Source organism: Mangrovihabitans endophyticus, from assembly GCF_014646155.1.
Taxonomy (GTDB): Bacteria; Actinomycetota; Actinomycetes; order Mycobacteriales; family Micromonosporaceae; genus Actinoplanes; species Actinoplanes endophyticus.
In genome coordinates, this window is the sequence record NZ_BMMX01000001.1 from 114,115 (window position 1) to 139,264 (window position 25,150).

A 25,150-nucleotide genomic window follows, 5' to 3' on the forward strand; every position below is an offset into this window, starting at 1 on the left:
CGAGGGGGACGCTTCCGCGGGGAAAGCGGTGCCCCCGGAGGCGCCCACGCCGCCGGGGGTGAACAGCGAGCCGGGGGTGGCCGCGTCCGTACCGGCCGTCTCGCCTGCCAGCCGGGCCGCCGCCGCGGCCTGCGTCGAGCCGGAGTGAGAGGTCATCGGATCGAATGGCGACCGGTCGATCGGCAGGCGCTCCGACACGTGCCGGTCCGCGTCGTCCCGGTCTGCCGCGTCCTCGTCGGCGAGGTGCTGCGACGGCATCCCGTGGCTGTGCCAGAACCTGGCCAGCCCGCGGGATTGACGGGCGTCTTCGGTATTGGGCGTCGGCTCCATGATCCGGGCTCCCGTCGGAGGGGTACGCACCTGTGGCGACGTGCGGCTGGCGAAGCGTGCGACGGCGGTGTGCCGCCGCAGGGTCACCGAGGGTGGCGCAGCGCCTGACGACCGTACCGTCTGATGCGTCCGCACACATCCCCCTGTGCGTAACCCATGCCCGGATGGTGGGTTGTCCACAGGCTCGCGAAGCCGCCCCCACGGGCTCGGGAGGGCTGAGAGAGAATGTCGGCGTGTCCACTCCTGACCTTGAGACCCGGCTGGATCCGGCCATCGCGGCGCGGTTGAAACGCAACGCCGACGGGCTGGTCGCCGCGATCGTGCGCGAGCACGGCAGCGGCGACGTGCTGATGATGGCGTGGATGGACGATGAGGCGTTGCATCGCACCTTGACCACGGGCCTGGCGACGTACTGGTCGCGCAGCCGCCGCGAGCTCTGGGTGAAGGGCGCGACGTCCGGCCACTACCAGCATGTGCGTCATGTGGCGCTGGACTGCGACGGCGATGCCGTGCTGGTCACCGTCGAGCAGGACGGCGCCGCCTGCCACACCGGCACGCACACCTGCTTCACCGATGAGCTGTCGCTGACCCCCGGAGGTGACCGATGACCAGCGGGGCCGTGACGCCCAGCGAGGCCGACTTCGTCGCTCAGCGTCGCCGGGTGGTGCCGGTGGTCCGCCGGCTGCTCGCCGATGGCGAGACCCCGGTCGGGGTCTACACGAAACTCGCCGGTGGGCCGGGCACGTTTCTGCTGGAGTCCGCCGAGCAGGGGGCCGGGCCGTCCGGGGCCGCCTGGTCGCGCTATTCGTTCGTCGGCGTGCGCAGCGCCGCCACGCTCGTCGCGCGCGACGGCCAGGCGCACTGGCTGGGCACCCCGCCCGTCGGCGTGCCCGATGGCGGGGACCCGGTGACCGCGCTGCGGGAGACGGTCGCCGCGCTCACCTCGCCGGCGCATGGCGAGGCCGCCGGGGAGATGCCGCCGCTGACCGGCGGGATGGTCGGCTATCTGGCGTACGACCTGGTGCGGCGGTTCGAGCGGCTGCCCGCCTCGGCGGCTGACGATGTGCCGCTGCCGGAGCTGGGCATGATGCTGGCCACCGACCTGGTGGTGCTGGACCACTACGACGGCTCCGCGATCCTGGTGGCCAACGCCGTGCTCGCCGAGGACGCGGACGACGGCGCCCGGCGCGCGGCCTACCACCACGCCGTGGGCCGGCTCGACGCGATGACCACCGCGCTGTCCCGGCCCACCCCACCGATGATCTCCACTGTGGAGCGTGCGGCGCCCGGAGAGGTGGTCAGCCGCACCCCTGCGGGGGAATATCAGAAGGCGGTGGAGCAGGCCAAGGAGGCGATCCGGGCGGGCGAATGCTTCCAGATCGTGGTGGCCCAGCGGTTCGAGCGCGCCACCGACGCCAACCCGCTCGACGTCTACCGGGTGCTTCGGGCCACCAACCCCAGCCCGTACATGTACCTTCTGCGCTTCGACGATTTCGACATCGTCGGGTCGTCGCCGGAGGCGCATCTGAAGGTGTCCGCCGACGCCGACGGGGTGCGCCGCGCGCTGCTGCACCCGATTGCCGGCACGCGGTGGCGCGGCACCACCCCGGAGCAGGACAACGCGCTGGCCGCCGAGTTGCTGGCCGATCCCAAGGAACGTGCCGAGCACGTGATGCTCGTCGACCTGGGCCGCAACGATCTGGGCCGGGTGTGCCGGGCCGGGTCGGTCGAGGTGCCGGACTTCGCGCGCATCGAGCGATACAGCCACGTCATGCACATCGTGTCCACGGTTGTCGGCGAGTTGCGGGACGACCGGTCCGCGTTCGATGCGCTGGCCGCCACCTTCCCGGCGGGCACGCTGTCCGGCGCGCCCAAGGTGCGTGCCATGGAGATCATCGAGGAGCTGGAGCCGACGCGGCGTGGCCTGCACGGCGGGACGGTCGGCTACTTCGGGTTCGCCGGTGGCATGGACATGGCGATCGCCATCCGGACCGCGCTGATGCGTCACGGAACGGCGTACGTGGGTGCCGGCGCGGGCATCGTCGCGGACTCCGACCCCGCGGCGGAGGAGCAGGAGACCCGCAACAAGGCCGCCGCCGTGCTGGCTGCGATCGCGGCCGCGGAGACCCTGCGCGCGGCTCGGTGATGAGGGCGGGCGTGCCGGGGGAGCGCAGGCCGTTCCTGACGGCCCTGGTGGCGTGCCTTGCCGGGGCCGGTCTGGTGGCGTACGGCTCGACGCGCACCTGGTCGCTCGTGGTGGTGGAACGACCGGGGCTGACCGATCTGCGGACCGCCACCACCGGAGCGGCCGCCTACCCGTGGCTGATCGGTCTCGCGCTGGTCGCGCTGGCCGGGGCCGGCGCGCTGCCGGCCACCCGCGGTGTGGTGCGGCGTGGCCTGGGCGTGCTGGTGGCCTCGTGCGGTGCCGCGAGTGCGGCCGGGGCGGTGGTCGCCCGCGCCGGCATGCACGCCGGCGCGGCCGGTGCGGGAGCGGTTGCGTGGCCGGTGGTGTGCGTGGCCGGTGGTCTGCTGGTGGCGGCCGGTGGTCTGGCGGCGGCGTGGCGTGGGCACCGGTGGCCGTCCATGGGGTCGCGGTACGAGCGTCGCCCAGCCGGTCGCTCCGCCGGTCGCCCATCGGGTCGCCCAGCCGGTCGCGTCGCCCCGGGCGCCGGTGAGGCCGGTGGCCGGGGGGACGCTCAGGCGGCCGGTGCGCGCGTGTCGCGGCCGTCGGCGGGGCCGGTGGACACCAGGGCGGCCTGGGATGCGCTGGATCGCGGCGACGACCCGACCGACACCTGACCGTCTCCGCCGCGCGCGTGGCCCGGCCCGCTGACCAGCAGCGCGCGGACGAACTGGTCCATGTCGTCGCGTGCCCGCGCCCGTGCCCGGTTGGCCTGGACGGCGTCCCAGGCGTTGCCGCGCGCGGTGACAATCCGGCCGTCCGGATGCAGCGCGCGCTCGACACCCGTGACGAGGTCGGCGGCGGCGCGGACGGTGGCGCACACACCGGCGACAAATCCGCGGGGCGACGTGCTCATGCGGGGGCTCTCCTTCCGGCTGCGGGCGGGGCAGGCGCTCGTGCGAGTGGACCGCTGACCAGTCTGCCCGCGTCCGATGATGACCGAGACGTGTTTCCGCACCGTGAAGTCATCGTCACACCGCCGCTGGGCTGGGTGGATGCGTCACTCCCCAGTCGCTCGTCGGCGACCGGGCAAACGCGAATGTGATCGACGTGACAGGATGTCCCGAGGCGGCGCATTATGCCCCAGGCCACGGCACACGCCGCCGCACCCCGGCCGGTCGTCGATGCCACCGGCCACCTAGCATCGGGCGGAAGACACCCGGAGAGGGGAGTCATTACGTGACATCCGATCAGGCGGGAGCAGGCGGCGGCTCGGCGGGGCACGGTCCGGGACACGCGAACGTGCTGGAGGAGATTCTGGCCGGGGTTCGCGAGGAGGTAGCGGCGCGGCAGGAACGGACGCCGTTGGAAGAGGTGCGAGCACGGGCGGCGGCCACGCCGGCGGCGATCGACGCGTACGCCGCGTTGCGCAAGCCGGGGGTGGCGGTGATCGCCGAGGTGAAGCGTTCGTCGCCGTCGCGCGGAGCGCTGGCAGACATCCCCGACCCCGCGGACCTGGCCGAGCAGTACGCCGCGGGCGGCGCACGCTGCATCAGCGTGCTCACCGAGGGGCGCTGGTTCGGCGGTTCGCTGGCGGATCTGGCCGCGGTGCGTGCCGCGGTGGGCGTGCCGGTGCTGCGCAAGGACTTCGTGGTCTCCAGCTATCAGGTGCATGAGGCGCGGGCCCACGGCGCCGACCTGGTGCTGCTGATCGTGGCCGCGCTGGAGCAGAACGTGCTGGTGGGCCTCCTGGAGCGGATCGAGTCGCTGGGCATGACCGCGCTGGTCGAGGTGCACAACGAGGAAGAGGCCGACCGGGCACTGGACGCGGGCGCCCAGGTGATCGGGGTGAACGCCCGTGATCTGCGGACCCTTCAGGTGGACCGGTCGGTGTTCGAGCGCATCGCCCCCGGCCTGCCGAACAACGTCGTGAAGATCGCCGAGTCCGGGGTGCGCGGCCCGCACGACCTGATCCGGTACGCGTCCGCGGGCGCCGACGCGGTGCTGGTGGGCGAGGGGCTTGTCACCCAGAAGAGTCCCCGCGACGCGGTCGCCGAGCTGGTGAACGCGGGCAACCATCCGGCCACGCCGAGGCCGGTGCGATGAGCGACCTGCCGGATCTCGCCGGTCACTTCGGCCGGTACGGCGGACGATTCGTCCCGGAGGCTCTGGTCAAGGCCCTGGACGAACTGGACGAGGCCTACCGCAGCGCGAAGCAGGACGCCGATTTCCAGCGGCGGCTGCACGACCTGATGACCGGGTACGCGGGCACCCCGTCGCTGCTGTACCGCGCGGAGCGGCTGTCCGAGCGGCTGGGCGCGGAGATCCTGCTCAAGCGGGAGGATCTGAACCACACCGGGGCGCACAAGGTGCGTAACGTGCTCGGGCAGGCGCTGCTCGCCCAGCGGATGGGTAAGCACCGGGTGATCGCGGAGACCGGTGCCGGCCAGCACGGCGTGGCCAGCGCCACCGCCGCGGCGCTGCTGGACCTTGAGTGCGTGGTCTACATGGGGGAGACCGACACGCAGCGGCAGGCCCTGAACGTGGCCCGGATGCGGATGCTGGGTGCCACCGTGGTTCCGGTCGCCACCGGGTCGCGCACCCTCAAGGACGCGCTGAACGAGGCGCTGCGCGACTGGGTCTCCTCCGTGGGCACCACGCACTACCTGCTCGGCACCGCGGCCGGCCCGCACCCGTTCCCGGAGATCGTGCGGGACTTCGTGGGCGGCATCGGCGCCGAGGCGCGCGCGCAGTGCCTGGACCGGCTCGGCCGGCTGCCGGACGCGGTGGCCGCCTGCGTGGGCGGCGGCTCCAATGCGATAGGCATCTTCCACGCGTTCGTCGGCGACGAGTCGGTGCGCCTGTACGGCTTCGAGGCGGGCGGCGAGGGCGTGCAGACCGGACGGCACGCGGCGTCGATCACCGGTGGCTCGGCCGGTGTGCTGCACGGCGCCCGTACGTACGTGTTGCAGGACGACGACGGTCAGACGGTGGCGTCGCATTCCATCTCGGCCGGCTTGGACTATCCGGGTGTCGGCCCGGAGCACGCCTGGCTGCACGACAGCGGCCGGGCCGTCTACGAACCGGTGACCGACGCCGACGCGATGGCCGCGTTCCAGCTCCTCTGCCGCACCGAGGGGATCATCCCGGCGATCGAGAGCGCGCATGCGCTGGCGGGCGCCGCCCGCATCGCCCCGATGCTGCGCGCGGAGCTGGGCCGGCCGCCGGTAATCGTGGTCAACCTGTCCGGCCGCGGCGACAAGGACGTGCACACCGCGGGCGCCTACTTCGGGATTCTCGACGAACGCGAGCAACTCGCGGCCGGGGAGCAGACGTGACCATCGCCGACGTGTTCGCCAAGGCTCGCGCGGAGAACCGCGGCCTGCTGGTCGGCTGCATGCCGGCCGGGTTCCCAACGGTGGACGACAGCATCACCTCGATGGTTGCCATGGCCGAGTCCGGATGCGACGTGATCGAGGTGGAGCTGCCGTACTCCGACCCGGTCATGGACGGTCCGGTGATCCAGCGGGCCAGCGACATCGCCCTGGCCGGCGGGGTGCGTACCCGGGACACCCTGCGGATCATCGAAGCGGTCGCCGGCACCGGTGCCACGGTCGTGCTGATGACGTACTGGAACCCGATCGAGAAGTACGGCGTGGACGCGTTCGCCCGCGACCTGGCCGCCGCGGGCGCCACCGGCATGATCACACCCGACCTGATCCCGGACGAGGCGGCGGAGTGGATCGCCGCGGCGGACCGGCACCGGCTGGACCGGACGTTTCTGGTTTCGCCGTCGTCCACCGACGCGCGGATCGCGATGACCGTCGGGCAGTGCCGCGGATTCGTCTACGCCACCGCCCTGATGGGTGTCACCGGCGCGCGCACGTCGGTGTCCTCGCAGGCGTCCGAGCTGGTGGCCCGCGTGCGAGCGGCCGACCCGGAACTCCCGGTGGGCGTCGGGCTCGGCGTCGGCACCGGCGCGCAGGCGGCGCAGGTGGCCGCGTTCGCGGACGGGGTCATCGTGGGCAGCGCCCTCATCCGGTGCGTGCTGGATGCCCCGGACCGGGCCACCGGCCTGCGCCGGCTGGGCGCCCTGAGCACGGAACTGGCCGACGGCGTCCGCGCGGCGGCTCCCGCCGGAACGGAAACCCCGCCGCGGCGGTAGCGTGTGCATTCGTGAACCTCGCCGCGATCCCCAGCCCCACGACGTCCGTGTGGCACGTGCTCGGCCTGCCGATCCGCGCGTACGCGATCTGCATCGTGCTCGGCATCGTCGCCGCTGTGCTGGTGATGGAGGCGCGACTGCGCCGCCGCGGGGTGGCGCCCTGGGCCTCGCTCGACCTGGCCGTCTGGGCGGTGCCGTGCGGCATCGTCGGCGCGCGGATCTACCACGTCATCACCTCGCCGGGTGACTACTTCGGCGCGGGCGGCGATCCGGTGCGTGCCTTCTTCATCTGGGAGGGCGGCCTGGGCATCTGGGGCGCGGTGGCCGGCGGCGCGCTGGGCGCTTGGCTGGCCGCACGGCAGATGGGCCTGCCGCTGACCGTCTTCGCCGACGCGCTGGCGCCGGGACTGCCGCTGGCGCAGGCGATCGGCCGGTTCGGCAACTGGTTCAACAACGAGCTGTACGGGCGCCCCACCACCCTGCCGTGGGGGCTGCGGGTGCACGACATGGACCGCTCGAACCCCGGCCACGCGACGGTGATCGACGGTCAGCCGGTGGATCTGCCCGGCCTCTACCACCCGACGTTCCTCTATGAGGCGCTCTGGGACGTCGGCGTGGCCGGCGTGGTGTGGGCGCTGGACCGCCGGTTCCGGTTCGGGCGGGGGCGGGCGTTCGCGCTGTACGTGATGGCGTACACGCTCGGCCGGTGCTGGATCGAGATGCTGCGCACCGACCAGGCGACGCACTTCTTCGGCATCCGGCTGAACGTGTTCACCTCGATCATCGTGTTCCTCGCCGCGCTGGCCTACTTTCTGCTGGTCCGTGGGCCGCGGCAGTACGTCGTTCCGGTCGGTGCCGGCACCGCCCCGGACGGACCCGGCACTGAGGCCTCCGGCACTGCTGAGGCCTCCGGCGCCGATGCCGGCGAGCCGGGCGGTGGCAAACCGGGCGGGGAACGGTCGCGGGCCTACCGGGTGGTCGGCGAGGAGGAGTTCCGGGCGTACCAGGAGTCGGGTGCGTTGCCGTCCGCCGTCGCTGACGGCGGCGCCGGTGCGGGTGACACCGATCCGGGTGACGTTGGTGCGGGTGACGCTGCTGCGGGTGACGCCGGTGCGGGCCCGAACGAGACGGCCGGATCCGCCGCCCGGTCCGCCGACGAGCGCTGAGACCGCGATGCGCACGGCCGTGGTGGTGGGCGCCGGGGTGGCCGGGCTGGCCGCGGCCGGTGCCCTGGCCCGGACCGGGTGGCAGGTCACCCTCCTGGAACGCGGTGAGCGTCTGACCGCCCGCACGTCGGCGTTGGTGCTCTGGCCGGGTGGCCGGCGCGCGTTGGAGGCGCTCGACCCGGACGGTGGCTGGTCGGCCATCGCCATGCCGCTGCCCGACCGCGGCGTGCGCCGGCCGGACGGGCAGTGGCTGGTGCCGCCGCGCACCCGGCCGGGCGCGGATCCGGCCCTGTCCGTGGTGCTCATGGAGGATCTGCACGACGCGCTGATGGCCGGTCTGGGGGAGCGTGTCGTCATCCGCACCGGCGTCGAGGTCGGCACCGTCCGGGTGGGCGCCCGGTCGCGTCCCGTGGTGGGCGCCGGCGACCTGCACCTGGAGGCCGACCTGGTGGTCGCCGCGGACGGCGTGGACAGCGCGGTCCGGCGTGCGCTGGCACCGGAGGCGGCGGTGGTGCCGTCCGGCTTCGCGGCCTGGCAGGCCGTGGTGCCCGGGTTCCGGGCACCGTCGCTGTCCGAGGGTGCCGCGCTCGGCGGGGAGATGCTGGGCGCGGGTTACCGCTTCGTCTGGTTGCCGCTGGGCGAGCACGTCGGCGGCCGGGGCGGCGTTTACTGGGTGGCCACCGCGGCCGGCGCCGCCCGGCCGGAATCCCCGGCGACCCAGCTCGGCCTGTTGCAGCGCTGGTTCGCCGGGTGGCATGCGCCGGTCGGTTCGCTGCTGGCGGCCACCCGAGCGGACGACCTGATCCCGCAGCAGGTGCGGGAGCTGCGGCCGTTGCCCCGCTCGTCGTGTTTCCGGTCCGGCCCCGGCGGCGTGGTGTTGCTCGGCGACGCCGCGCATGCCATGCCGCACCATCTCGGGCAGGGTGCCTGCCTGGCCTTCGAGGACGTGGCCACGTTGCTGGCGCTGACCGCCGAGGCGTCGCCCGGCCGGCAGTTGGGCGAGGCGATCGAGACCTATCACCGCAGTCGCCGCCCGCGGACCGCCAGCATGATCCGGCAGACCCGGCGGATGTCGGCGGTGGTGCAGGCGCGCGGGCGCCTGGCGCTGCGCGCCCGGGACGCGGCGTTGCAGCAGTTGCGCCCGCGTCTGCTGGGCCATGCGGGCGACCTGGCCGCGGACTGGCATCCGCCGCAGTGACCCGCGCGGCCTGATCCGTCAGAGCGGGAGTCCGTCAGAGCGGGAATCCGTCAGAGCGGCGGGGCCGAGTGCGGCTCGGCGATGCAGGCGGTGCCGACGCGGCGGAATCCGATGCGCGCGTACAGCCGGGCGACGTCGTCGTCGCCAGCCGACAGGAACACCAGGGTGACCCCGTTCTGCAGGGCGTGGCGGGCCAGCGTCGCGGTGAGCTGGGACGCGTACCCGCGCTGGCGGGCCGACGGCAGCGTGGCCACCCCGGCGATCTCCGCGACGTCGCCGACGCGCTGATAGAGGCCGGTCGCCAGGATGCCCTCGGACGGCGCGTGGACCACCGCGGAGACCACCTGCCCGGTGGTCGCCTTGGCGCGGCTCGCCGTGATCAGCTCCGGGTCGAGGGGCCCGGCCGCATCCCGTTCCCGCGGCCCGGCCACGTCCGTGGACAGCGTGCCGGCGGCCAGCACGTCGGTGGACAGCCCGGCCGCCACCGTCGCGGGCGTGCCGAACCCTAGGGACGCCACCGCCCGCGACGCGCGCAGATCGGCGGCGAAGGAACTGGCGTCGGGGTCGAGCAGCCGGATGGTGGCGTCCGGCACCGGCAGGTCCGGCACCAGCGCGTGCGGGTCCAGCACGAGCAGCGGAGCGAGCAGCACGTCGAGGCTGGCCGAGCGGGCAACGGCGAGCAGATCCGGCCGGAGGTCGTGGATCCACTCGAACGCCTCCGGCATGCCCAGTTCTCGTTGACGCGCACGAACAGCAGTAATATCGGCGGCAGACGGCGGGTCCGCTCCCGGACGAGGCCGTGCGTAGAACGGCCAACCGGCACCTTCCCGGACGAAAAGGACGAGGCCGCCGAACTCCTCCACCCGTGCGTCGGTGCGAGGCACGGCGTCGGAGAACTCTTCGAGCCGGGCAAAGACCTCGCTGTGCACGTGTGCCACGGCGCGACACTATCGGACCGGCGCGGAGCCCGCTTCGGGTGATGTGATCCCCCGCTAGCCTGGTGGAGATCAGCCGCCCTTAACGTAGTATCGAGAGACTTTGCAGGGCCGACGTCGTCCCGACCTTGATGTGAAACGCCGTGACGACAGGAGGCCCGGTGGCTCTTCCGCACCCGCAGCACTTGCCCGCGGCAGACGGCCGAGAGCGGCAGCTCGGCTTGTACGACCCGGAGCAGGAGCATGACGCCTGCGGTGTGGCGTTCGTGGCCGACGTGCACGGACGCCGCTCCCACGACGTGGTCGCCAAGGGCCTTTCGGCGCTGATCCGGCTGGACCATCGCGGTGCCCGGGGCGCCGAGTACAACACCGGCGACGGCGCCGGCATCATGATCCAGGTTCCGGACGCGTTCTACCGCTCGGTCACCGACTTCGCCCTGCCGCCCGCCGGGTCGTACGCGACCGGGCTGTGCTTCCTGCCGAACGACCCGGACGCACGGGCCCGCGCGATCGCGGTGTTCGAGAAGTACGCGCTGGTCGAGGGTGGCGAGGTGCTGGGCTGGCGGGACGTCCCGGTGGATCCGGCGGAGCTGGGCGAGACCGCGGAACTGGCCCGGCCCTGGATCAAGCAGGTGTTCCTGGCCGCGCACCGGCTGACCGGCACCGCCGACGGGCCGGCCGGCGAGGCGCTGTCCGGCCTGGAACTGGACCGCATCGCGTTCTGCATCCGCAAGCAGGCCGAGCGGGAGACCTCGCAGCGCCAGGTGGCGGCCTACTTCCCGACGCTGTCCTCGCGGACCATCACCTACAAGGGCATGCTCACCCCGGATCAGCTCCCGGCGTTCTTCCCGGATCTCACCGACGACCGGGTGGACAGCGCGATCGCCCTGGTGCACTCGCGGTTCTCCACCAACACCTTCCCGTCCTGGCCGCTGGCCCACCCCTACCGGTTCATCGCGCACAACGGCGAGTTCAACACCATCCGCGGCAACCGGAACTGGATGCAGGCGCGTGAGGCACTGCTGCAGTCCGCCGCCCTGCCGGGCAGCATCAAGCGGCTGTTCCCGGTGATCACCCCGGAGGCGTCCGACTCGGCCGGCTTCGACGAGGTGCTGGAGCTGCTGCACCTGGCCGGGCGCAGCCTGCCGCACGCGGTGCTGATGATGATCCCGGAAGCGTGGGAGAACGACCCGGCCATGGAGCCCGCCCGGCGGGCCTTCTACCGCTTCCACGCCAGCCTGATGGAGCCGTGGGACGGCCCGGCCAGCGTGGCGTTCACCGACGGCACCCTGATCGGCGCGGTGCTGGACCGCAACGGCCTGCGGCCGGGCCGCTGGTGGCACACCAGCGACGGCTTGGTGGTGCTCGGCTCCGAGGCGGGCGTGCTGGACGTCGACCCGGCGTCCGTGGTGGCCAAGGGCCGGTTGCAGCCGGGCCGCATGTTCATGGTCGACACCGCCGCCGGGCGGATCGTGCACGACGACGAGATCAAGGCGGGGCTGGCCGCCGCGCAGCCGTACGACGAGTGGCTGCACGCCGGCCTGATCGACCTGGCCGACCTGCCGAAGCGCGAGCACGTGGTCTACACCCACGACTCGGTGACCCGGCGTCAGCAGGTGTTCGGGTACACCGAGGAGGAACTGAAGATCCTCGTGGCGCCGATGGCCCGCAACGGCGCCGAGCCGCTCGGCTCGATGGGCACCGACACCCCCATCTCGCCGCTGTCGCAGCGCCCGCGGCTGCTGTTCGACTACTTCCACCAGTTGTTCGCCCAGGTCACCAACCCGCCGCTGGACGCCATCCGAGAAGAGCTGGTGACCAGCCTGGCGATGACCCTGGGACCGGAGGGCAACCTGCTCGATCCGGGACCGGCCAGTTGCCGGCAGATCGTCATGCCGTACCCGGTCATCGACAACGACGAGCTGGCGAAGCTGCTGTCCATCGACGACGACGGCGACATGCACGGCTTCAAGGCGGTGCGGGTCTCCGGCCTCTACCCGTTGCGGGACGGCGCCGCGGGCATCAAGGCCCGCCTCACCCAGATCTGCCGGCATGTGTCCGAGGCGATCGAGGACGGCGTACGCGTCCTGGTGCTCTCCGACCGGGACAGCAACGCCGACCTGGCGCCGATCCCGTCGCTGCTGCTGACCGCGGCGGTGCACCAGCACCTGGTGCGCGAGCAGACCCGCACCCAGGTGGCGCTGGTGGTGGAGTCCGGCGACTGCCGCGAGGTGCACCACGCCGCGGTGCTGATCGGGTACGGCGCCGCCGCGGTCAACCCGTACCTCGCGTTCGAGACCGTGGACGACCTGATCGCCACCGGCCCGCTGGCCGGGATGGAGCCGTCGGTCGCGGTGCGCAACTACGTCAAGGCGCTCGGCAAGGGCGTCCTCAAGATCATGTCCAAGATGGGCATCTCCACCGTCTCGTCGTACTGCGGCGCGCAGGTCTTCGAGGCCGTGGGGCTGGAGAACAAGCTGCTGCAGCGCTACTTCGTGGGCACCAGCGGGCGGATCGGCGGTTCCGGGCTGGCCGAGATCCACGCCGAGATCGCGGCGCGGCACGCCAAGGCGTACCCGAGCAACCCGGCCGAGCGCAGCCACCGGCGCCTGGAGGTCGGCGGCGAATACCAGTGGCGCCGCGAGGGTGAACTGCACCTGTTCAACCCGGAGACGGTTTTCCTGCTCCAGCACGCCACCCGCAGCAAGCAGTACGACGTGTTCCGCCGGTACACCGCGAAGGTGGACGAGCTGGCGGCGCGGACCGGATCGCTGCGCGGGCTGTTCCGTTTCGCCTCCGGGCGCACCCCGATCGCGCTCTCCGAGGTCGAGCCGGCCTCGGAGATCGTCAAGCGGTTCGCCACCGGTGCCATGTCGTACGGCTCCATCTCCGCGGAGTCGCACGAGACGCTGGCCGTGGCGATGAACCGCCTCGGCGGCCGGTCCAACACCGGCGAGGGCGGCGAGGACGTGGAGCGCCTCTACGACCCGCAGCGCCGCTCGGCGGTCAAGCAGATCGCGTCCGGCCGGTTCGGCGTCACCACCGAATACCTGGTGAACGCGGACGACCTGCAGATCAAAATGGCGCAGGGGGCGAAGCCCGGAGAGGGCGGCCAGCTACCCGGCAACAAGGTGTGGCCGTGGATCGCCAAGACCCGGCACGCCACGCCCGGCGTCGGGCTCATCTCTCCGCCGCCGCACCACGACATCTACTCCATCGAGGACCTGGCCCAGCTCGTACACGACCTCAAGATGGTCAACCCGGACGCGCGGGTGCACGTCAAGCTGGTGTCCGAGATCGGCGTCGGCACGGTCGCCGCGGGCGTCGCCAAGCTGAAGGCCGACGTCATCCTGATCTCCGGCCACGACGGCGGCACCGGAGCGTCCCCGCTGAACTCGCTCAAGCACGCCGGCTCACCGTGGGAGTTGGGCCTGGCCGAGGCGCAGCAGACGCTGCTGCTGAACCGGCTCCGCGACCGGGTCACCGTGCAGGTGGACGGGCAGATGAAGACCGGCCGCGACGTGATCGTGGCCGCCCTGCTGGGCGCCGAGGAGTTCGGCTTCGCGACCGCGCCGTTGATCGTCTCCGGGTGCATCATGATGCGGGTCTGCCACCTGGACACCTGCCCGGTCGGCATCGCCACGCAGAACCCGGTACTGCGTGAGCGCTTTACCGGCAAGCCGGAGTTCGTGGAGAACTTCTTCCTGTTCCTCGCCGAGGAGGTCCGCGGGTACCTCGCCGAACTGGGCTTCCGGTCGATGGACGAGGCGATCGGCCACGCCGAGGTGCTGGACGTGATGCCGGCCGTGGACCACTGGAAGGCCCACGGGCTCGACCTGAGCTCCGTGCTGTACGTTCCCGAACTGCCCGAGGGCACCGCCCGCCGCGGGATCGTCGAGCAGGACCACGGCCTGGACACGGCGCTGGACAACCGCCTGATCGAGCTGGCCGCGCCGGCCCTGGCTGACGGCACGCCGGTCCGCGCCGAGGTCGCGGTGCGCAACGACCACCGCAGCGTGGGCGCGATGCTCGGCGGCCAGGTCACCCGGCGGCACGGCGGCGAGGGACTGCCCGACGACACCATCGCCGTCACCCTGCGCGGCACCGGCGGGCAGTCGTTCGGCGCGTTCCTGCCGCGCGGCGTGACCCTGCGGCTGATCGGCGACGTCAACGACTACGTGGCAAAGGGCCTGTCCGGCGGCCGGGTGATCGTGCGCCCGGACGAGAACGCGGCCTTCGTCGCGGAGGAGAACATCATCGCCGGCAACACCATCCTCTACGGCGCCACCGGCGGCGAGCTCTATCTGCGGGGCCGGGCCGGCGAGCGGTTCGCGGTACGCAACTCCGGGGCGCGGGCGGTCGTCGAAGGAGTCGGCGACCACGGCTGCGAATACATGACCGGCGGCGTGGTGGCGGTGCTCGGCTCGACCGGCCGCAACTTCGCCGCGGGGATGTCCGGCGGCACCGCGTTCGTGCTGGATCTCGACCCGTCCCGGGTCAACCCGGAGCTGGTGGACCTGGCGCCGCTGACCGACGCGGAACGCGACATCCTGCACGACATGGTGCAGCGGCACTTCGCCGAGACGGACTCGGCGGTCGCCGGGCGGCTGCTCAAGGACTGGCCCGCGGCGGCCGAGGAGTTCACCGCGGTGGTGCCGCGCGACTACAAGCGCGTGATGGAACTGATCAAGACCGCCGAGGCTGCCGGTCGCAACGTGGACGAAGCGGTTATGGGAGTGCAGAGTTGACTGAGGTGCGACGTGCCTGACCCCAACGGTTTCCTGCGCTACGAGCGGCAGTTGCCGCAGCGGCGCCCGGTGCCGGTGCGGATCATGGACTGGCGGGAGGTCTACCCCCCGGCCGGCGAGGACCTGATCCGCGACCAGGCCACCCGCTGCATGGACTGCGGCATCCCGTTCTGCCACGACGGCTGCCCGCTCGGCAACCGCATCCCGGACTGGAACGACCTGGTGCGCACCGGGGCGTGGGAGGCGGCGGCGGAGAGCCTGCACGCCACCAACAACTTCCCGGAGTTCACCGGACGGCTCTGCCCGGCGCCCTGCGAGGCCGCCTGCGTGCTCGGCATCGGCGACGACCCGGTCACCATCAAACAGGTCGAGGTGGAGATCGCCAACCACGCGTTCGATCTCGGATATGTCCGGCCGCAGCGGGCCACCTCGTCGTCCGGGAAGTCCGTCGCGGTGGTCGGCTCCGGACCGGCCGGTCTGGCCGCCGCGCAGCAACTGGCCCGGGCCGGACACGCGGTGACCGTGTTCGAGCGGGACGACCGCATCGGCGGCCTGATGCGCTACGGCATCCCCGACTTCAAGATCGAAAAGCATGTGATCGACGCCCGCCTGGCCCAGATGGAGGCCGAGGGCGTGATCTTCCAGACCGGTGTGCACGTCGGCGTCGACGTCACCGCGGATGATCTGCGGGAACGGTTCGACGCGGTACTGCTGGCCTGCGGGGCGCTGGCGGGCCGGGACGCGCCGGAGACCCCGGGCCGGGCGCTGCGCGGCGTGCACCTGGCGATGGACCATCTGGTACCGGCGAACCGGATGGTGGCCGGGCTGCAGGACGGCACCCCGGTGGACGCCGCCGGCAAGCACGTGGTCATCATCGGCGGCGGCGACACCGGGGCGGACTGCCTCGGCGTGGCACACCGGCAGGGCGCGGCCGCGGTGGTCCAGCTCGACCAGTACCCGCTGCCGCCCTCGGCGCGCGCCGGCGCCGTGCACCCGTGGCCGACGTGGCCGGTCATCCTGCGCAACTACCCGGCCCACGAGGAAGGCGGCGACCGGGTGTTCGGCGTCGCCGTCCAGGAGTTCGTCGACGACGGGTCCGGTCAGGTGAGTGCCGTCCGCGTCGCCGACGTCATGGTGGAGCGGGTCGACGGCCGGCGCACCGTGACCGTCGCCGAGGGCACCGAGCGGGACATCCGCGCGGACCTGGTGCTGTTGGCCATCGGCTTCGACGGCACCGAGGAATCCCCGTTGCTTGAGCAGTTCGGCGTGCGGCGTAACGGACGCGGCGTGCTGGACACCGACGACGGATGGCAGACCTCCGCGCCCGGGGTTTTCGTGGCCGGTGACATGCACCGCGGCGCGTCACTGATCGTCTGGGCGATCGCCGAGGGGCGGGCAGCCGCCGCGGCGGTGCACACCTACCTCGGATCGCACGGCGACCTGCCGGCTCCGGTGGAGCCCTCATCACAACCCTTGGCCGCTACTCGCTGAGGTCCCACTGTGGACGGCACGTGACACCATAGTGGTCTATGGATGTCACGACCGAGCCCGCCGAGCGCGCCCGTTCCGGCGTGCGTGCCTGGGTGCGCTCGGCCCGCTCCGGCCTGCGCCGGGCCACGCCGTACGGCATCGTCGCCTTCCTGACCGCCTCGGCGGTGGCGCCGGTCGCCGGCGCGGGCCTGGGGCTGACCGGGGAGTACGCCGCCGCGCTGGACCAGATCGGCGAGCTCGGCTCCAACTACCTGGCCGGTCTGCTGGCGCAGACCGCGGAGCGGGTGCGCGGCACCGACGAGCAGACCTGGCGCGACGCGGTCGCCGAGGAGCTGCTGGCCCGGCTGGAGAGCGGCGACGCCGCGTTGCGCGACGAGGTCTCCGCGGTGTTGCACGCGGTCGGCGCGGTGGACGCCGCGCTGCAGGCCGCCGACGAGAGCCTGCGGCTCGAACTGGCCACCGCCTTCGGCTCCTTCCGCCACGACATGGGCCGGTTGCACCTGCTCGCGGAGGACGCCGCCGTCTCGCTCACCGAGATCCAGCGGCACCTGGCCGAGCAGAGCCGGGAGCAGCGTCAGCAGACCGACCTGCTGCGGCAGTCCCTGGTGCTCACCGTCCAGTTGCGGCAGGCGGTGCAGGACGGGCGGCGTACCTCCGAATCCGAATCCGGACCGGCTGCCGCACCGCCGTCCGGCGGCGCGGACGACGACGTCTCGCCCTATCCCGGGCTGGCCGGCTTCGACGCCCTGGATGTCCGGTTCTTCCGCGGGCGCGAAACCCTGGTCGCGGAGCTGATGGGCCGGCTGAGCGAACAGCAGGTGGGCGGTCCGCCGCTGGTCGTGGTCGGCGTCTCCGGGGTCGGCAAATCCTCGCTGCTGCGGGCCGGGGTGCTGCCGGCGATCGCGGACGGCGGCCTCGGCTCGGACGTCGCCGGGTGGCCGTGGCTGGTGATGACGCCGGGGCCGCGCCCGCTGGCCGAGTTCACCACGCGCATGGCCGCGCTGGGCACCGACCGGATCGTCATCCTGGTCGACCAGTTCGAGGAGTTGTTCACCCAGTGCGCCGACCCGAGGGAACGGGTCGCGTTCGTCTCCGCGCTGGCCGCGGTCCGCCCCGCCCTGGTGATCGTCGCGCTACGGGCCGGTTTCTACGCGCACTGCACCGAGATCGCGCCGATGGTGCCGATGCTCGGCGCGGGCCAGTTCGTGGTCGGGCCGCTGGACTCCGACGACCTGCGCCGGGCGGTGCTGGAACCGGCCGCCGAAGCCGGTCTCACCGTCCAGCCCGGCCTGGTCGAGCTGCTGCTCACCGACCTCGGCGCACCCGGGTACGAGCCGGGGGCGCTGCCGCTGCTGGCGCACGCCCTGCGAGCCACCTGGGAGCGGCGGGACGCCCGCACCCTGACGGTGGCCGGTTACCGCCGCACCGGGGGCATCCAACGGGCGGTCGCCGAGACGGCCGAACGCGTCTATGTGGACCTGGACGAGCGCACCCGGGCCGGACTGCGCCGCGCGCTGCTCGGCTTGGTGACCGTGGTCGACGGTCTGGCCGTGCGCCGCCGCGGGTCGCCGGCGGAGGTGCACCTCGAGGCGCTGCGACCGCTGATCGACGCTCGGCTGGTCACCGCCGGTGAGGACCTCGTCGAAATCACCCACGAGGCGTTGCTCATCGGCTGGCCGCGGCTCGCCGGCTGGATGGAGGAGGCCCGTGAGGAGATCCTGCTGCGGCAACGCCTGAGCCAGGCGGCGGCCGAGTGGGCCGCGTCCGGGGACGACCCGGACGTGCTCTACCGCGGTTCCCGGCTGGACGCCGCCCGCGAGTGGGCCGCCGACAACCCGGACATCACGGCCGAGCAGCGCCGCTTCCTGGCCGCCTCGCAGGAGGCCGCGCAGGCCCGGAAGCGGACCAGGCTGCGCACCACGCGGCGGCTGCGCCGGCTGGTCGGCGGGCTCGCGGTGGCTTTGCTGCTCGTCGTGGCCGGCGCGCTGATCGCCGTGCAGCAGGGCTCCGAAGCCCGCCACCAGCGGCAGGAAGCCCTGTCGCGTCAGCTCGCGGCCGAGTCGCGTACCGATCACTTCCCGGACCAGCTCGGCTCGGTCCGTAAGGCACTGCTGGCCTGGCAGGCCGCGCCGACCCGGGAGGCCCGGGACGCGCTGATGTTCGCCCAGCAGACCTCATTGGTGGGCCGTCTCGGCGCGCGCGCCGCGGAAGCGAGCGTGGCGGTCAGCCCGGACGGCCGCCGGGTGGCCGTGGGCTACCGGGACACCAACGAGCTCCGGCTGTTCGACGCGATGACGCTGCGCCCGGTCGGCCCGGCGCGCCGGTCGCCGGGCGAGAACCTGATCTCGGTGGCCTTCTCGCCGGACGGCCGTTACCTGGCCACCGGCGCGGTCACCGTGGTGGACGGCCTGGCCCTGTGGGACGGGATCACCGGCCGTCCGCTGCGGAACCTGCCGGCCTTCGGTGCGGTGGCATGGCTGCCGGATTCCAGCGCGGTGCTCGCGGTGCGCACCGAGGAACCGCTGCGCCTGGTCGCCTGGGACCCGGCCACCGGCCGCCCGATCGGGGCACGGCAACTGGACCGGCCCTCGGTGACCAGCCTGGCGGTCAGCCCGGACGGCCGGTATGTGGCGGCGGCCACCGGCGGTGACGGCGCGCTGCTGCGCTGGTCGGACGGCCATCTGCTGACCACGCTCGGCAAGGCGACCGACGTGGGATTCGCCGCCGACGGGACGCTGTTCACCGTGCGGCTGGACGGGCTGGTCCAGGTGCGACGTGCGGCAGACGACTGGGCGCCGGTCACCGCGTACGACGGGCCGGACCCGCTGCTGGACGACGCGGGCAGCCGCTTCGGGGTGACCCCGGACGGCACCGTGATCATTTCCGGCGACGACCCCGGCGAGGTGCTCCGCCTGACGGCCGGTGGCCCGCGGCCGACGCTCGCCGGCTTCCGCGGCTTGTTGACGGATGCCGCGACGTCCGCGGACGGCGGCCTGCTGGCCGTCGCCGGGCTCGGCGAGGCGCCCACCCTGTTCCGGCGGGACCGGATCATGCCGCACCCGCAGGTGGTCGGGCGGCTGGCCTACGGCCCGGCCGGCGCGCGGCTGGCCACCGGCTCCAGCGATCCGGTGGTCCGGATTTGGGACGCGCACACCGGTGGATTGCTCGACACCCTCCCGCTGGCCGCCGACGACGGGCCGCTCGGCCTGGCGTACGGCCCGGACGGCTCGCTCGCTGTCTCGGTCCGTCAGGGCAGCCGGGTGCTGGTGTTCGGCCCCGACGGCGGCCTGCGCCGCACGCTGCGGATGGCCTCCGATCTGTTCCCCAGCGCCGTGGCCTTCTCTCCGGACGGATCCCTGCTGGTCGCCGTCGCCAACCCGACCGCCCAGCTCGACCCCGGCCAGGACCGGGCCCCGGTGCAGGAACGCGACGACCCGGACGCCTATGTGTGGGACACGCGGACGTGGGCGGCCCGGCCGCCGGTGCGGCTTCCCGGGCACCTCTCGATCGACACGGCGTTCACCCCGGACGGGCGTTACCTGTTGATCTCGTCGAACCGGAGTCGGGATCCGCTGCCCCAGCAGGGTGCCGTGTGGCGGTTCCGGGCACCCGGCCTGACACTGGTCGATTCGCGGGCGTTCGGCGGCGCGGTGCACCATTTCGCGGTCAGCCCGGACTCCGCCACCGTTGCCCTGCCGCGTGGGCAGGGCGCCGACCTGGTGCGCGTTGACGGGCTCACCCCGGCTGGCGTCCTCGGCCACCATCCGTTCGACGTGAGCGAGGTCGCCTTCTCCGCCGACGGCCACCTGCTCGCCACCGGCACCGACTCCGACACCGACCTGATCCGGGTCTGGGACACCGGCACCGGCGATCTGGTCACCGAGTTGCGCGGGGAGAGCAGCCGCACCGGGGATCTGCGGTTCGCCCCGGACGCGCCGGTGCTGGCGTCCGGCTCCAACGACTGGACCGCGGTGCAGTGGCGGCTCGATCCGGCGGTCGCCGTGTCGCTGCTGTGCGAGCGGCTCGCGCCCTCGGCGCACGTTTCGGGGGAGGGTCTGCCGGAGGTCTGCGGATGAGCCCGGCCCTGCCCCCGGTCCTCTTCCGCGGCCGATAGGCTTCAGCGGCGCGGTCGTCGACGCCCGCGAACGATTCCACGCAGAGGAGGGGTCGGCCGCCCGGCCGATCCGAAAGAGGGACTAGCCTGATGGCCGTGACACGCCGCGTAAAGATCGTTTGCACCATGGGTCCCGCCACTTCGTCACCCGAGCGCGTTCGCGGGCTCGTCGAGGCCGGCATGGATGTGGCCCGTCTGAATTTCAGCCACGGCAGCCATGAGGACCACCGGAAGGTCTTCGATCTGGTCCGGGCGGCCGCCCAGGACAGTGGCCGCGCCGTCGCGATCCTGGCCGACCTGCAAGGCCCCAAGATCCGCCTGGGCCGGTTCGCCGACGGGCCGCACGAGTGGCGCACCGGTGACGCCGTCACCATCACCGGCGACGACATCGTCGGCACCGCGGAGCGGGTGGCCTGCACCTATCGCAAGCTTCCGCAGGAGGTGAAGGTCGGCGACCGGCTCCTGATCGACGACGGCAAGGTCGCCGTGGAGGTCTCCGCCGTCGCGGGCAACGACATCGGGTGCCTGGTGGTGGAGGGCGGGCCGGTCTCCAACAACAAGGGCGTGTCGCTACCCAACGTCGCGGTGAGCGTGCCCGCGATGAGCGACAAGGACGAGGAGGACCTGCGCTTCGCGCTGCGGATGGGCGTGGATCTGATCGCGCTGTCCTTCGTCCGGTCGCCCGACGACATGAAGCTCGTGCAGCAGATCATGAGCGAGGAGGGCGTGACCCGCCCGGTGCTGGCCAAGGTGGAGAAGCCCGAGGCGGTGGACCACCTGGAGGCCATCGTGATGGCGTTCGACGGCGTCATGGTGGCGCGCGGCGACCTCGGCGTCGAGCTCGCCCTCGACCAGGTGCCGCTGGTGCAGAAGCGGGCCGTGCAGCTCTGCCGGGAGAACGCGAAGCCGGTCATCGTGGCCACCCAGATGCTCGACTCGATGATTGAGAACTCGCGGCCCACCCGCGCCGAGGCCTCCGACGTCGCCAACGCCGTGCTCGACGGCACCGACGCGGTGATGCTGTCCGGCGAGACGAGCGTCGGGAAATACCCGGTGCTCACGGTCAGCACCATGGCGCGGATCATCAGCACCACGGAGGGCGGCTCGCTGGGCGTGCCGCGCCTGCAGCACGATCCGCGTACGCACGGCGGCGCGCTGACCGTCGCCGCCTCGCAGATCGCCCGCAACATCGGCGCCAAGGCGATGGTGGCCTTCTCGCAGACCGGCGACACCGTCCGGCGCCTGTCCCGCCTGCACTGCGAGCTTCCGCTGTTCGCCTTCACCCCGGTGCCCGAGGTGCGCGACCAGCTCGCCCTCTCGTGGGGCGTGGAGACGTTCCTGACCGACTTCGTGCACCACACCGACGACATGTTCCGCCAGGTGGACGCCAAGATGCTGGGTCTGGGCCTGGCCAAGCCGGGCGAATACGTGGTGGTGGTGGCCGGCAGCCCGCCGAACGCGCCGGGGTCGACCAACACGCTGCGGGTTCATCAGTTGGGCTCGCTGGCCGCGCCGGACCTGGTGTGACGTCGCCGCTGCGCGGGCAGGCGGCCGTCGACCAGTTGCTTGAGGTGTTGGACCTCAAGCAACTGGACGAGGCCACGTTCCAGGGGGAGAGCCCCCAGGTCGGCGCGCAGCGCGTCTTCGGCGGCCAGGTGGCCGGGCAGGCCCTGGTGGCGGCCGGCCGCACCGTGGACCGGGCCCGGCGGGTGCATTCGCTGCACGGTTATTTCGTGCGGCCGGGGGATCCCAGCGTGCCGATCGACTTTCGGGTGGAGACGATCCGCGACGGCCGCTCGTTCTCGGTCCGCCGGTCCACCGCGGAACAGCACGGCCGGACGATCTTCTTCATGTCGGCCTCGTTCCAGGTGGCCGAGCAGGGCCTGGACCACCACGCCCCGGCGCCGTTGGACGTGCCCGGCCCGGACGAGGTGCCCACCATGGCCGATTGGCTGTCGCGGTACCCGGACCGCGCCGGCGCCTTCGCCAGCTCCCCGCGGGCGGTCGATGTGCGCTACGTCGGCGTGCCCGGCTGGGTGCCGGCCGGCGACCGCCGTCCCGAACCGCAGCAACGGGTGTGGATGCGCGTGGCCGGCGAGCTTCCGGACGATCCGCTGCTGCACGCCTGCGCCCTCACGTACGCGAGTGACCTGTCACTGCTGGACGCGGTGCTCTCCATGCACGGCGAGGTGTGGGGGCCGGGCGGGGTCATCGGCGCCAGCCTCGACCACGCGTTGTGGTTGCACCGGCCGTTCCGCGCCGACGAGTGGTTCCTCTACGACTCCACCAGCCCGTCCGCGAGCGGCTCGCGGGGCTTCGCCCAGGGTCGGATGTTCACCCGCAACGGTCTGCACATCGCCAGTGCGGCCCAGGAGGGTTTGCTGCGCCGCGTCGGCGCGCCGGTCAGTCGGCCCGACGATCGCGGGCGGTGAGGGACGTCTCGTCCGGTTCCGGCCGCGTGGCGTCCGCCTCGTCGTCTGCGGCCTCGGGTGCCCGGTGCCGCGCCCGGCTCGTCTGATCCGTCTCCCTCGCAGGCGTCGTCTGCGGGATGGTCTCGCCCTGGTCGACGCCCTCCGGCGTGTCCGGCACCGGGGGAAGGTCGACGTCGCCGGTGTGCGCGTCCGGTGCCGGTGCGGTCAGGCCGGCCATGGCCAGCATCGCGTCGAGGTCGGCGGTGGTGCGCAGGACTTCCTGGTGGAAGCTGTCCGCGCCGGTGTCGTCCGACGGGGTGCTGGCTGCCGGGGTGCCCGCCGCCGGGGTGCTGGCTGCCGAGGCGTCGTCTGCCGGGGTGCTGCCGGCCGGGGTGCCGTCTGCCGGGGTGCTGCCGGCCGGGGTGCTGCCGGCCGGGGTGCTGCCGGCCGGGGTGCCGGTGTGACCGGTCTCGAAGTCGAGATGCCCGGCCGAATAGCCGGTGAGACCGACGGCGCGCTCCGATGGCAGGTTCAGGATCTCGGCGCGGAACGCCGACAACTCGTGCAGCCGCAGGGCGGCGACCAGGTCCACGATGCCGCGGCAGAGGCCCAGCGCGCCGAGCACCACCACGAGCAACTCGCCGGTGCGGCCGAACGGTCCCGAGGCGAAGAATCCGAGGCCGGTTTCCAGCACGCCCGCCACCATCAGCATGCCCCACGTACGGTCGGTCTCCCGCACCATCATCGACACCGCGATGTCCGCGGCACCCCGGACGACGAGGTACCAGCCGACCAGCGCCGCCGGTGTGGCGAACGACGAGTCGTTGCCGGTCAGCAGCACCGCCCCGGTCAGTGCGAACAGCACCGTCAAGCCGGCGTTGAGCCACCACGCCTTGGCCTTGGCCAGCGCGCGCACCGCCTCAGCCGCGGCGGCAAAGATCAGCACCGCGCCGCCGACGCGCACCACGTCCGCCGGGCCCAGCCGAAGCACGGTCCATCCGATCGCCAACCAGGTCACGCCGGTGCAGAGCAACAGCGCCCACATGCCGTTGCGCACCACGGTCAGGGGCGAGGAACCGGACCACAACATCAAGCCTCCCGGGCACAGCCGTCTCCCCATCACAACATCACGTCGGTGCGCCGACCGGCGCTTTACCGGAAATACCGGCGTCTTCGGGCATTCGCCTGACCGATCTTGGGCGACCCATGACCGGTGCCGGGCATCGTCGGAGGTGTGGATGCCACACCTTCGGGCGTGTCGTGCCGGCGGAGGCTTTAACGAAGATGTAACGCCGGGGCCCGGGCCTGCGGTCGCGCCCGGCCCGATGTGCCAGGGGAGGTGCCGTGCCGCGGCCCCGGGCCGCTGCCGGACGGCCACCCGGCGAGCAGCTCGTCGAGGGCAGGATGAGCTGCGGTTTCACAACATCGCCGCACCCGCCGACGCGGCGCTGCGCGCCCGCGGGCGGAAAGAGTGTCCCCGGTGGGATTCGAACCCACACTGTATGGATTTTGAGTCCATTGCCTGCTGCCGATTGGGCTACGGGGACAGGCCTGCCCGGTTCACCGGTCGCGAACGACCGCGCCAGGCTGATCCTCGGACAGCCTACCCACTACGCTGAGGGCGGTGACACCCACATACCCGGGTGTCGCATCTTCTCGAGCGTTGAGGGGTAGGGGCTGGTGGCCGACACGCAGGCGAGCGCCGAGCGCAGGCGGGTACTGATCGCCGAGGACGAGGCCCTCATCCGGTTGGACCTGGCGGAGATGCTCGTGGAGGAGGGGTACGACGTCGTCGGCGAGGCCGGTGACGGCGAGACCGCCGTGCGGCTCGCCGAGGACCTGACTCCGGATCTGGTGATTCTCGACATCAAGATGCCGATCATGGACGGTCTGGCCGCCGCGGAGCGGATAGCCGGCGGGCGCATCGCCCCGGTCGTGATTCTCACCGCATTTTCTCAGCGGGACCTGGTGGAGCGCGCCCGCGCCGCGGGCGCGATGGCCTATCTGGTGAAGCCGTTCCAAAAATCGGACCTGGTACCGGCCATCGAAATCGCGTTGTCACGCTATTCCGAGTTGTCCGCGCTCGAATCCGAGGTGGCCGGGCTGAGCGACCGCTTGGAGACCCGCAAGTCGGTCGAGCGTGCCAAGGGCGAGCTGATGACCAAGTATTCGATGACCGAGCCACAGGCGTTCAAGTGGATTCAGCGCACCGCCATGGACCACCGGATGACGATGCGTGAAGTGGCCGATCGGATCATCGCCGAGCCGGATGAGCCGGGGACCGCTTCGGCCTCCTGAACCGCGCGGGGGCGACCGGAGCGGTCATGCCCGTTGTGACATCGCAGCCGCCCGCGAAATCACCCCACGTAACGGTTCGGTGAATGCCGGGTCGGAGTCTTACGACAAACGCGAGTACTGGGATAGCGTCCCGCCCCATAACGGGCTTGAGCTGTGCCGTGCCGGTGCGCAA

Annotated in this window: 17 protein-coding genes and 1 tRNA gene; 14 read left to right on the plus strand and 4 right to left on the minus strand. The window is 72.6% G+C overall.

What is annotated here, in order from left to right; genetic code table 11:
- Positions 1-563: 563 nt before the first annotated feature.
- Genes hisI through IEY73_RS00490 form a run of 3 tightly spaced genes read left to right on the plus strand, consistent with a single transcriptional unit; the run spans position 564 to position 3,129 of the window.
- Positions 564-938: a phosphoribosyl-AMP cyclohydrolase gene (gene hisI, locus IEY73_RS00480; RefSeq protein ID WP_229715300.1), complete on the plus strand. Its 375-nt coding sequence runs from the start codon at positions 564-566 to the stop codon at positions 936-938.
- Positions 935-2,476, plus strand: coding sequence for an anthranilate synthase component I (locus IEY73_RS00485; protein WP_189077012.1), 1,542 nt, complete (start codon positions 935-937; stop codon positions 2,474-2,476). The genes hisI and IEY73_RS00485 overlap by 4 nt, the downstream gene beginning before the upstream one ends.
- Positions 2,477-2,487: 11 nt before the next feature.
- Entirely contained in the window at positions 2,488-3,129 is a 642-nt protein-coding gene (locus tag IEY73_RS00490) for a Trp biosynthesis-associated membrane protein (protein WP_229715302.1), read from the plus strand.
- Here IEY73_RS00490 and IEY73_RS00495 read toward each other — a convergent pair.
- Positions 3,027-3,368, minus strand: coding sequence for a hypothetical protein (locus IEY73_RS00495; protein ID WP_189077014.1), 342 nt, complete (start codon positions 3,366-3,368; stop codon positions 3,027-3,029). The two genes, IEY73_RS00490 and IEY73_RS00495, sit on opposite strands and share 103 nt — an antisense overlap.
- A gap of 386 nt (positions 3,369-3,754) precedes the next feature.
- Between IEY73_RS00495 and trpC the strand changes: the two genes are divergently transcribed.
- From trpC to IEY73_RS00520, 5 genes are read left to right on the plus strand one after another with little or no spacing between them, the layout of a single operon-like run.
- Positions 3,755-4,558, plus strand: a complete 804-nt coding sequence (trpC, locus tag IEY73_RS00500) for an indole-3-glycerol phosphate synthase TrpC (RefSeq protein WP_189077749.1) — start codon at positions 3,755-3,757, stop codon at positions 4,556-4,558.
- Positions 4,555-5,790, plus strand: a complete 1,236-nt coding sequence (gene trpB, locus IEY73_RS00505; protein WP_189077015.1) for a tryptophan synthase subunit beta — start codon at positions 4,555-4,557, stop codon at positions 5,788-5,790. The genes trpC and trpB overlap by 4 nt, the downstream gene beginning before the upstream one ends.
- Positions 5,787-6,617, plus strand: coding sequence for a tryptophan synthase subunit alpha (gene trpA, locus IEY73_RS00510; RefSeq protein ID WP_189077016.1), 831 nt, complete (start codon positions 5,787-5,789; stop codon positions 6,615-6,617). Before trpB ends, trpA begins: the two co-directional genes overlap by 4 nt.
- A gap of 11 nt (positions 6,618-6,628) precedes the next feature.
- Positions 6,629-7,783, plus strand: a complete 1,155-nt coding sequence (lgt, locus tag IEY73_RS00515) for a prolipoprotein diacylglyceryl transferase (protein ID WP_189077017.1) — start codon at positions 6,629-6,631, stop codon at positions 7,781-7,783.
- A 7-nt stretch (positions 7,784-7,790) separates the two neighbouring features.
- On the plus strand, positions 7,791-8,981 hold the full coding sequence (locus tag IEY73_RS00520) for an FAD-dependent oxidoreductase (RefSeq protein ID WP_189077018.1): 1,191 nt from the start codon (positions 7,791-7,793) through the stop codon (positions 8,979-8,981).
- A 50-nt stretch (positions 8,982-9,031) separates the two neighbouring features.
- On the opposite strand, the gene IEY73_RS00525 is transcribed toward IEY73_RS00520, so the two are convergent.
- Positions 9,032-9,919, minus strand: coding sequence for a GNAT family N-acetyltransferase (locus IEY73_RS00525; protein ID WP_189077019.1), 888 nt, complete (start codon positions 9,917-9,919; stop codon positions 9,032-9,034).
- Positions 9,920-10,077: 158 nt separating this feature from the next.
- Here IEY73_RS00525 and gltB point away from each other — a divergent pair, with 158 nt between their 5' ends.
- The 5 genes from gltB (at position 10,078) to IEY73_RS00550 (ending at position 22,701) form a co-directional block, all read left to right on the plus strand.
- Entirely contained in the window at positions 10,078-14,664 is a 4,587-nt protein-coding gene (gene gltB / locus IEY73_RS00530) for a glutamate synthase large subunit (RefSeq protein WP_189077020.1), read from the plus strand.
- A 12-nt stretch (positions 14,665-14,676) separates the two neighbouring features.
- Complete coding sequence (locus IEY73_RS00535) at positions 14,677-16,155, plus strand: glutamate synthase subunit beta (protein WP_189077021.1); 1,479 nt, start codon at positions 14,677-14,679, stop codon at positions 16,153-16,155.
- A 38-nt stretch (positions 16,156-16,193) separates the two neighbouring features.
- On the plus strand, positions 16,194-20,231 hold the full coding sequence (locus IEY73_RS00540) for an nSTAND1 domain-containing NTPase (RefSeq protein WP_189077022.1): 4,038 nt from the start codon (positions 16,194-16,196) through the stop codon (positions 20,229-20,231).
- A gap of 128 nt (positions 20,232-20,359) precedes the next feature.
- The gene (gene pyk / locus IEY73_RS00545) at positions 20,360-21,796 is read left to right on the plus strand and encodes a pyruvate kinase (RefSeq protein WP_189077023.1); all 1,437 of its coding nucleotides are present in this window, start codon (positions 20,360-20,362) and stop codon (positions 21,794-21,796) included.
- Positions 21,793-22,701 (plus strand): acyl-CoA thioesterase, encoded by a 909-nt coding sequence (locus IEY73_RS00550; protein WP_189077024.1) that lies wholly within the window; start codon positions 21,793-21,795, stop codon positions 22,699-22,701. The genes pyk and IEY73_RS00550 overlap by 4 nt, the downstream gene beginning before the upstream one ends.
- Here the strand turns inward: IEY73_RS00550 and IEY73_RS00555 are convergent.
- The gene (locus IEY73_RS00555; protein WP_229715303.1) at positions 22,673-23,770 is read right to left on the minus strand and encodes a DUF308 domain-containing protein; all 1,098 of its coding nucleotides are present in this window, start codon (positions 23,768-23,770) and stop codon (positions 22,673-22,675) included. The two genes, IEY73_RS00550 and IEY73_RS00555, sit on opposite strands and share 29 nt — an antisense overlap.
- Positions 23,771-24,152: 382 nt before the next feature.
- Positions 24,153-24,227: transfer RNA gene (locus IEY73_RS00560), tRNA-Leu, on the minus strand.
- 133 nt (positions 24,228-24,360) lie between these two features.
- Here IEY73_RS00560 and IEY73_RS00565 point away from each other — a divergent pair.
- Positions 24,361-24,978 (plus strand): ANTAR domain-containing response regulator, encoded by a 618-nt coding sequence (locus IEY73_RS00565; RefSeq protein WP_189077025.1) that lies wholly within the window; start codon positions 24,361-24,363, stop codon positions 24,976-24,978.
- Positions 24,979-25,150: the final 172 nt, after the last annotated feature.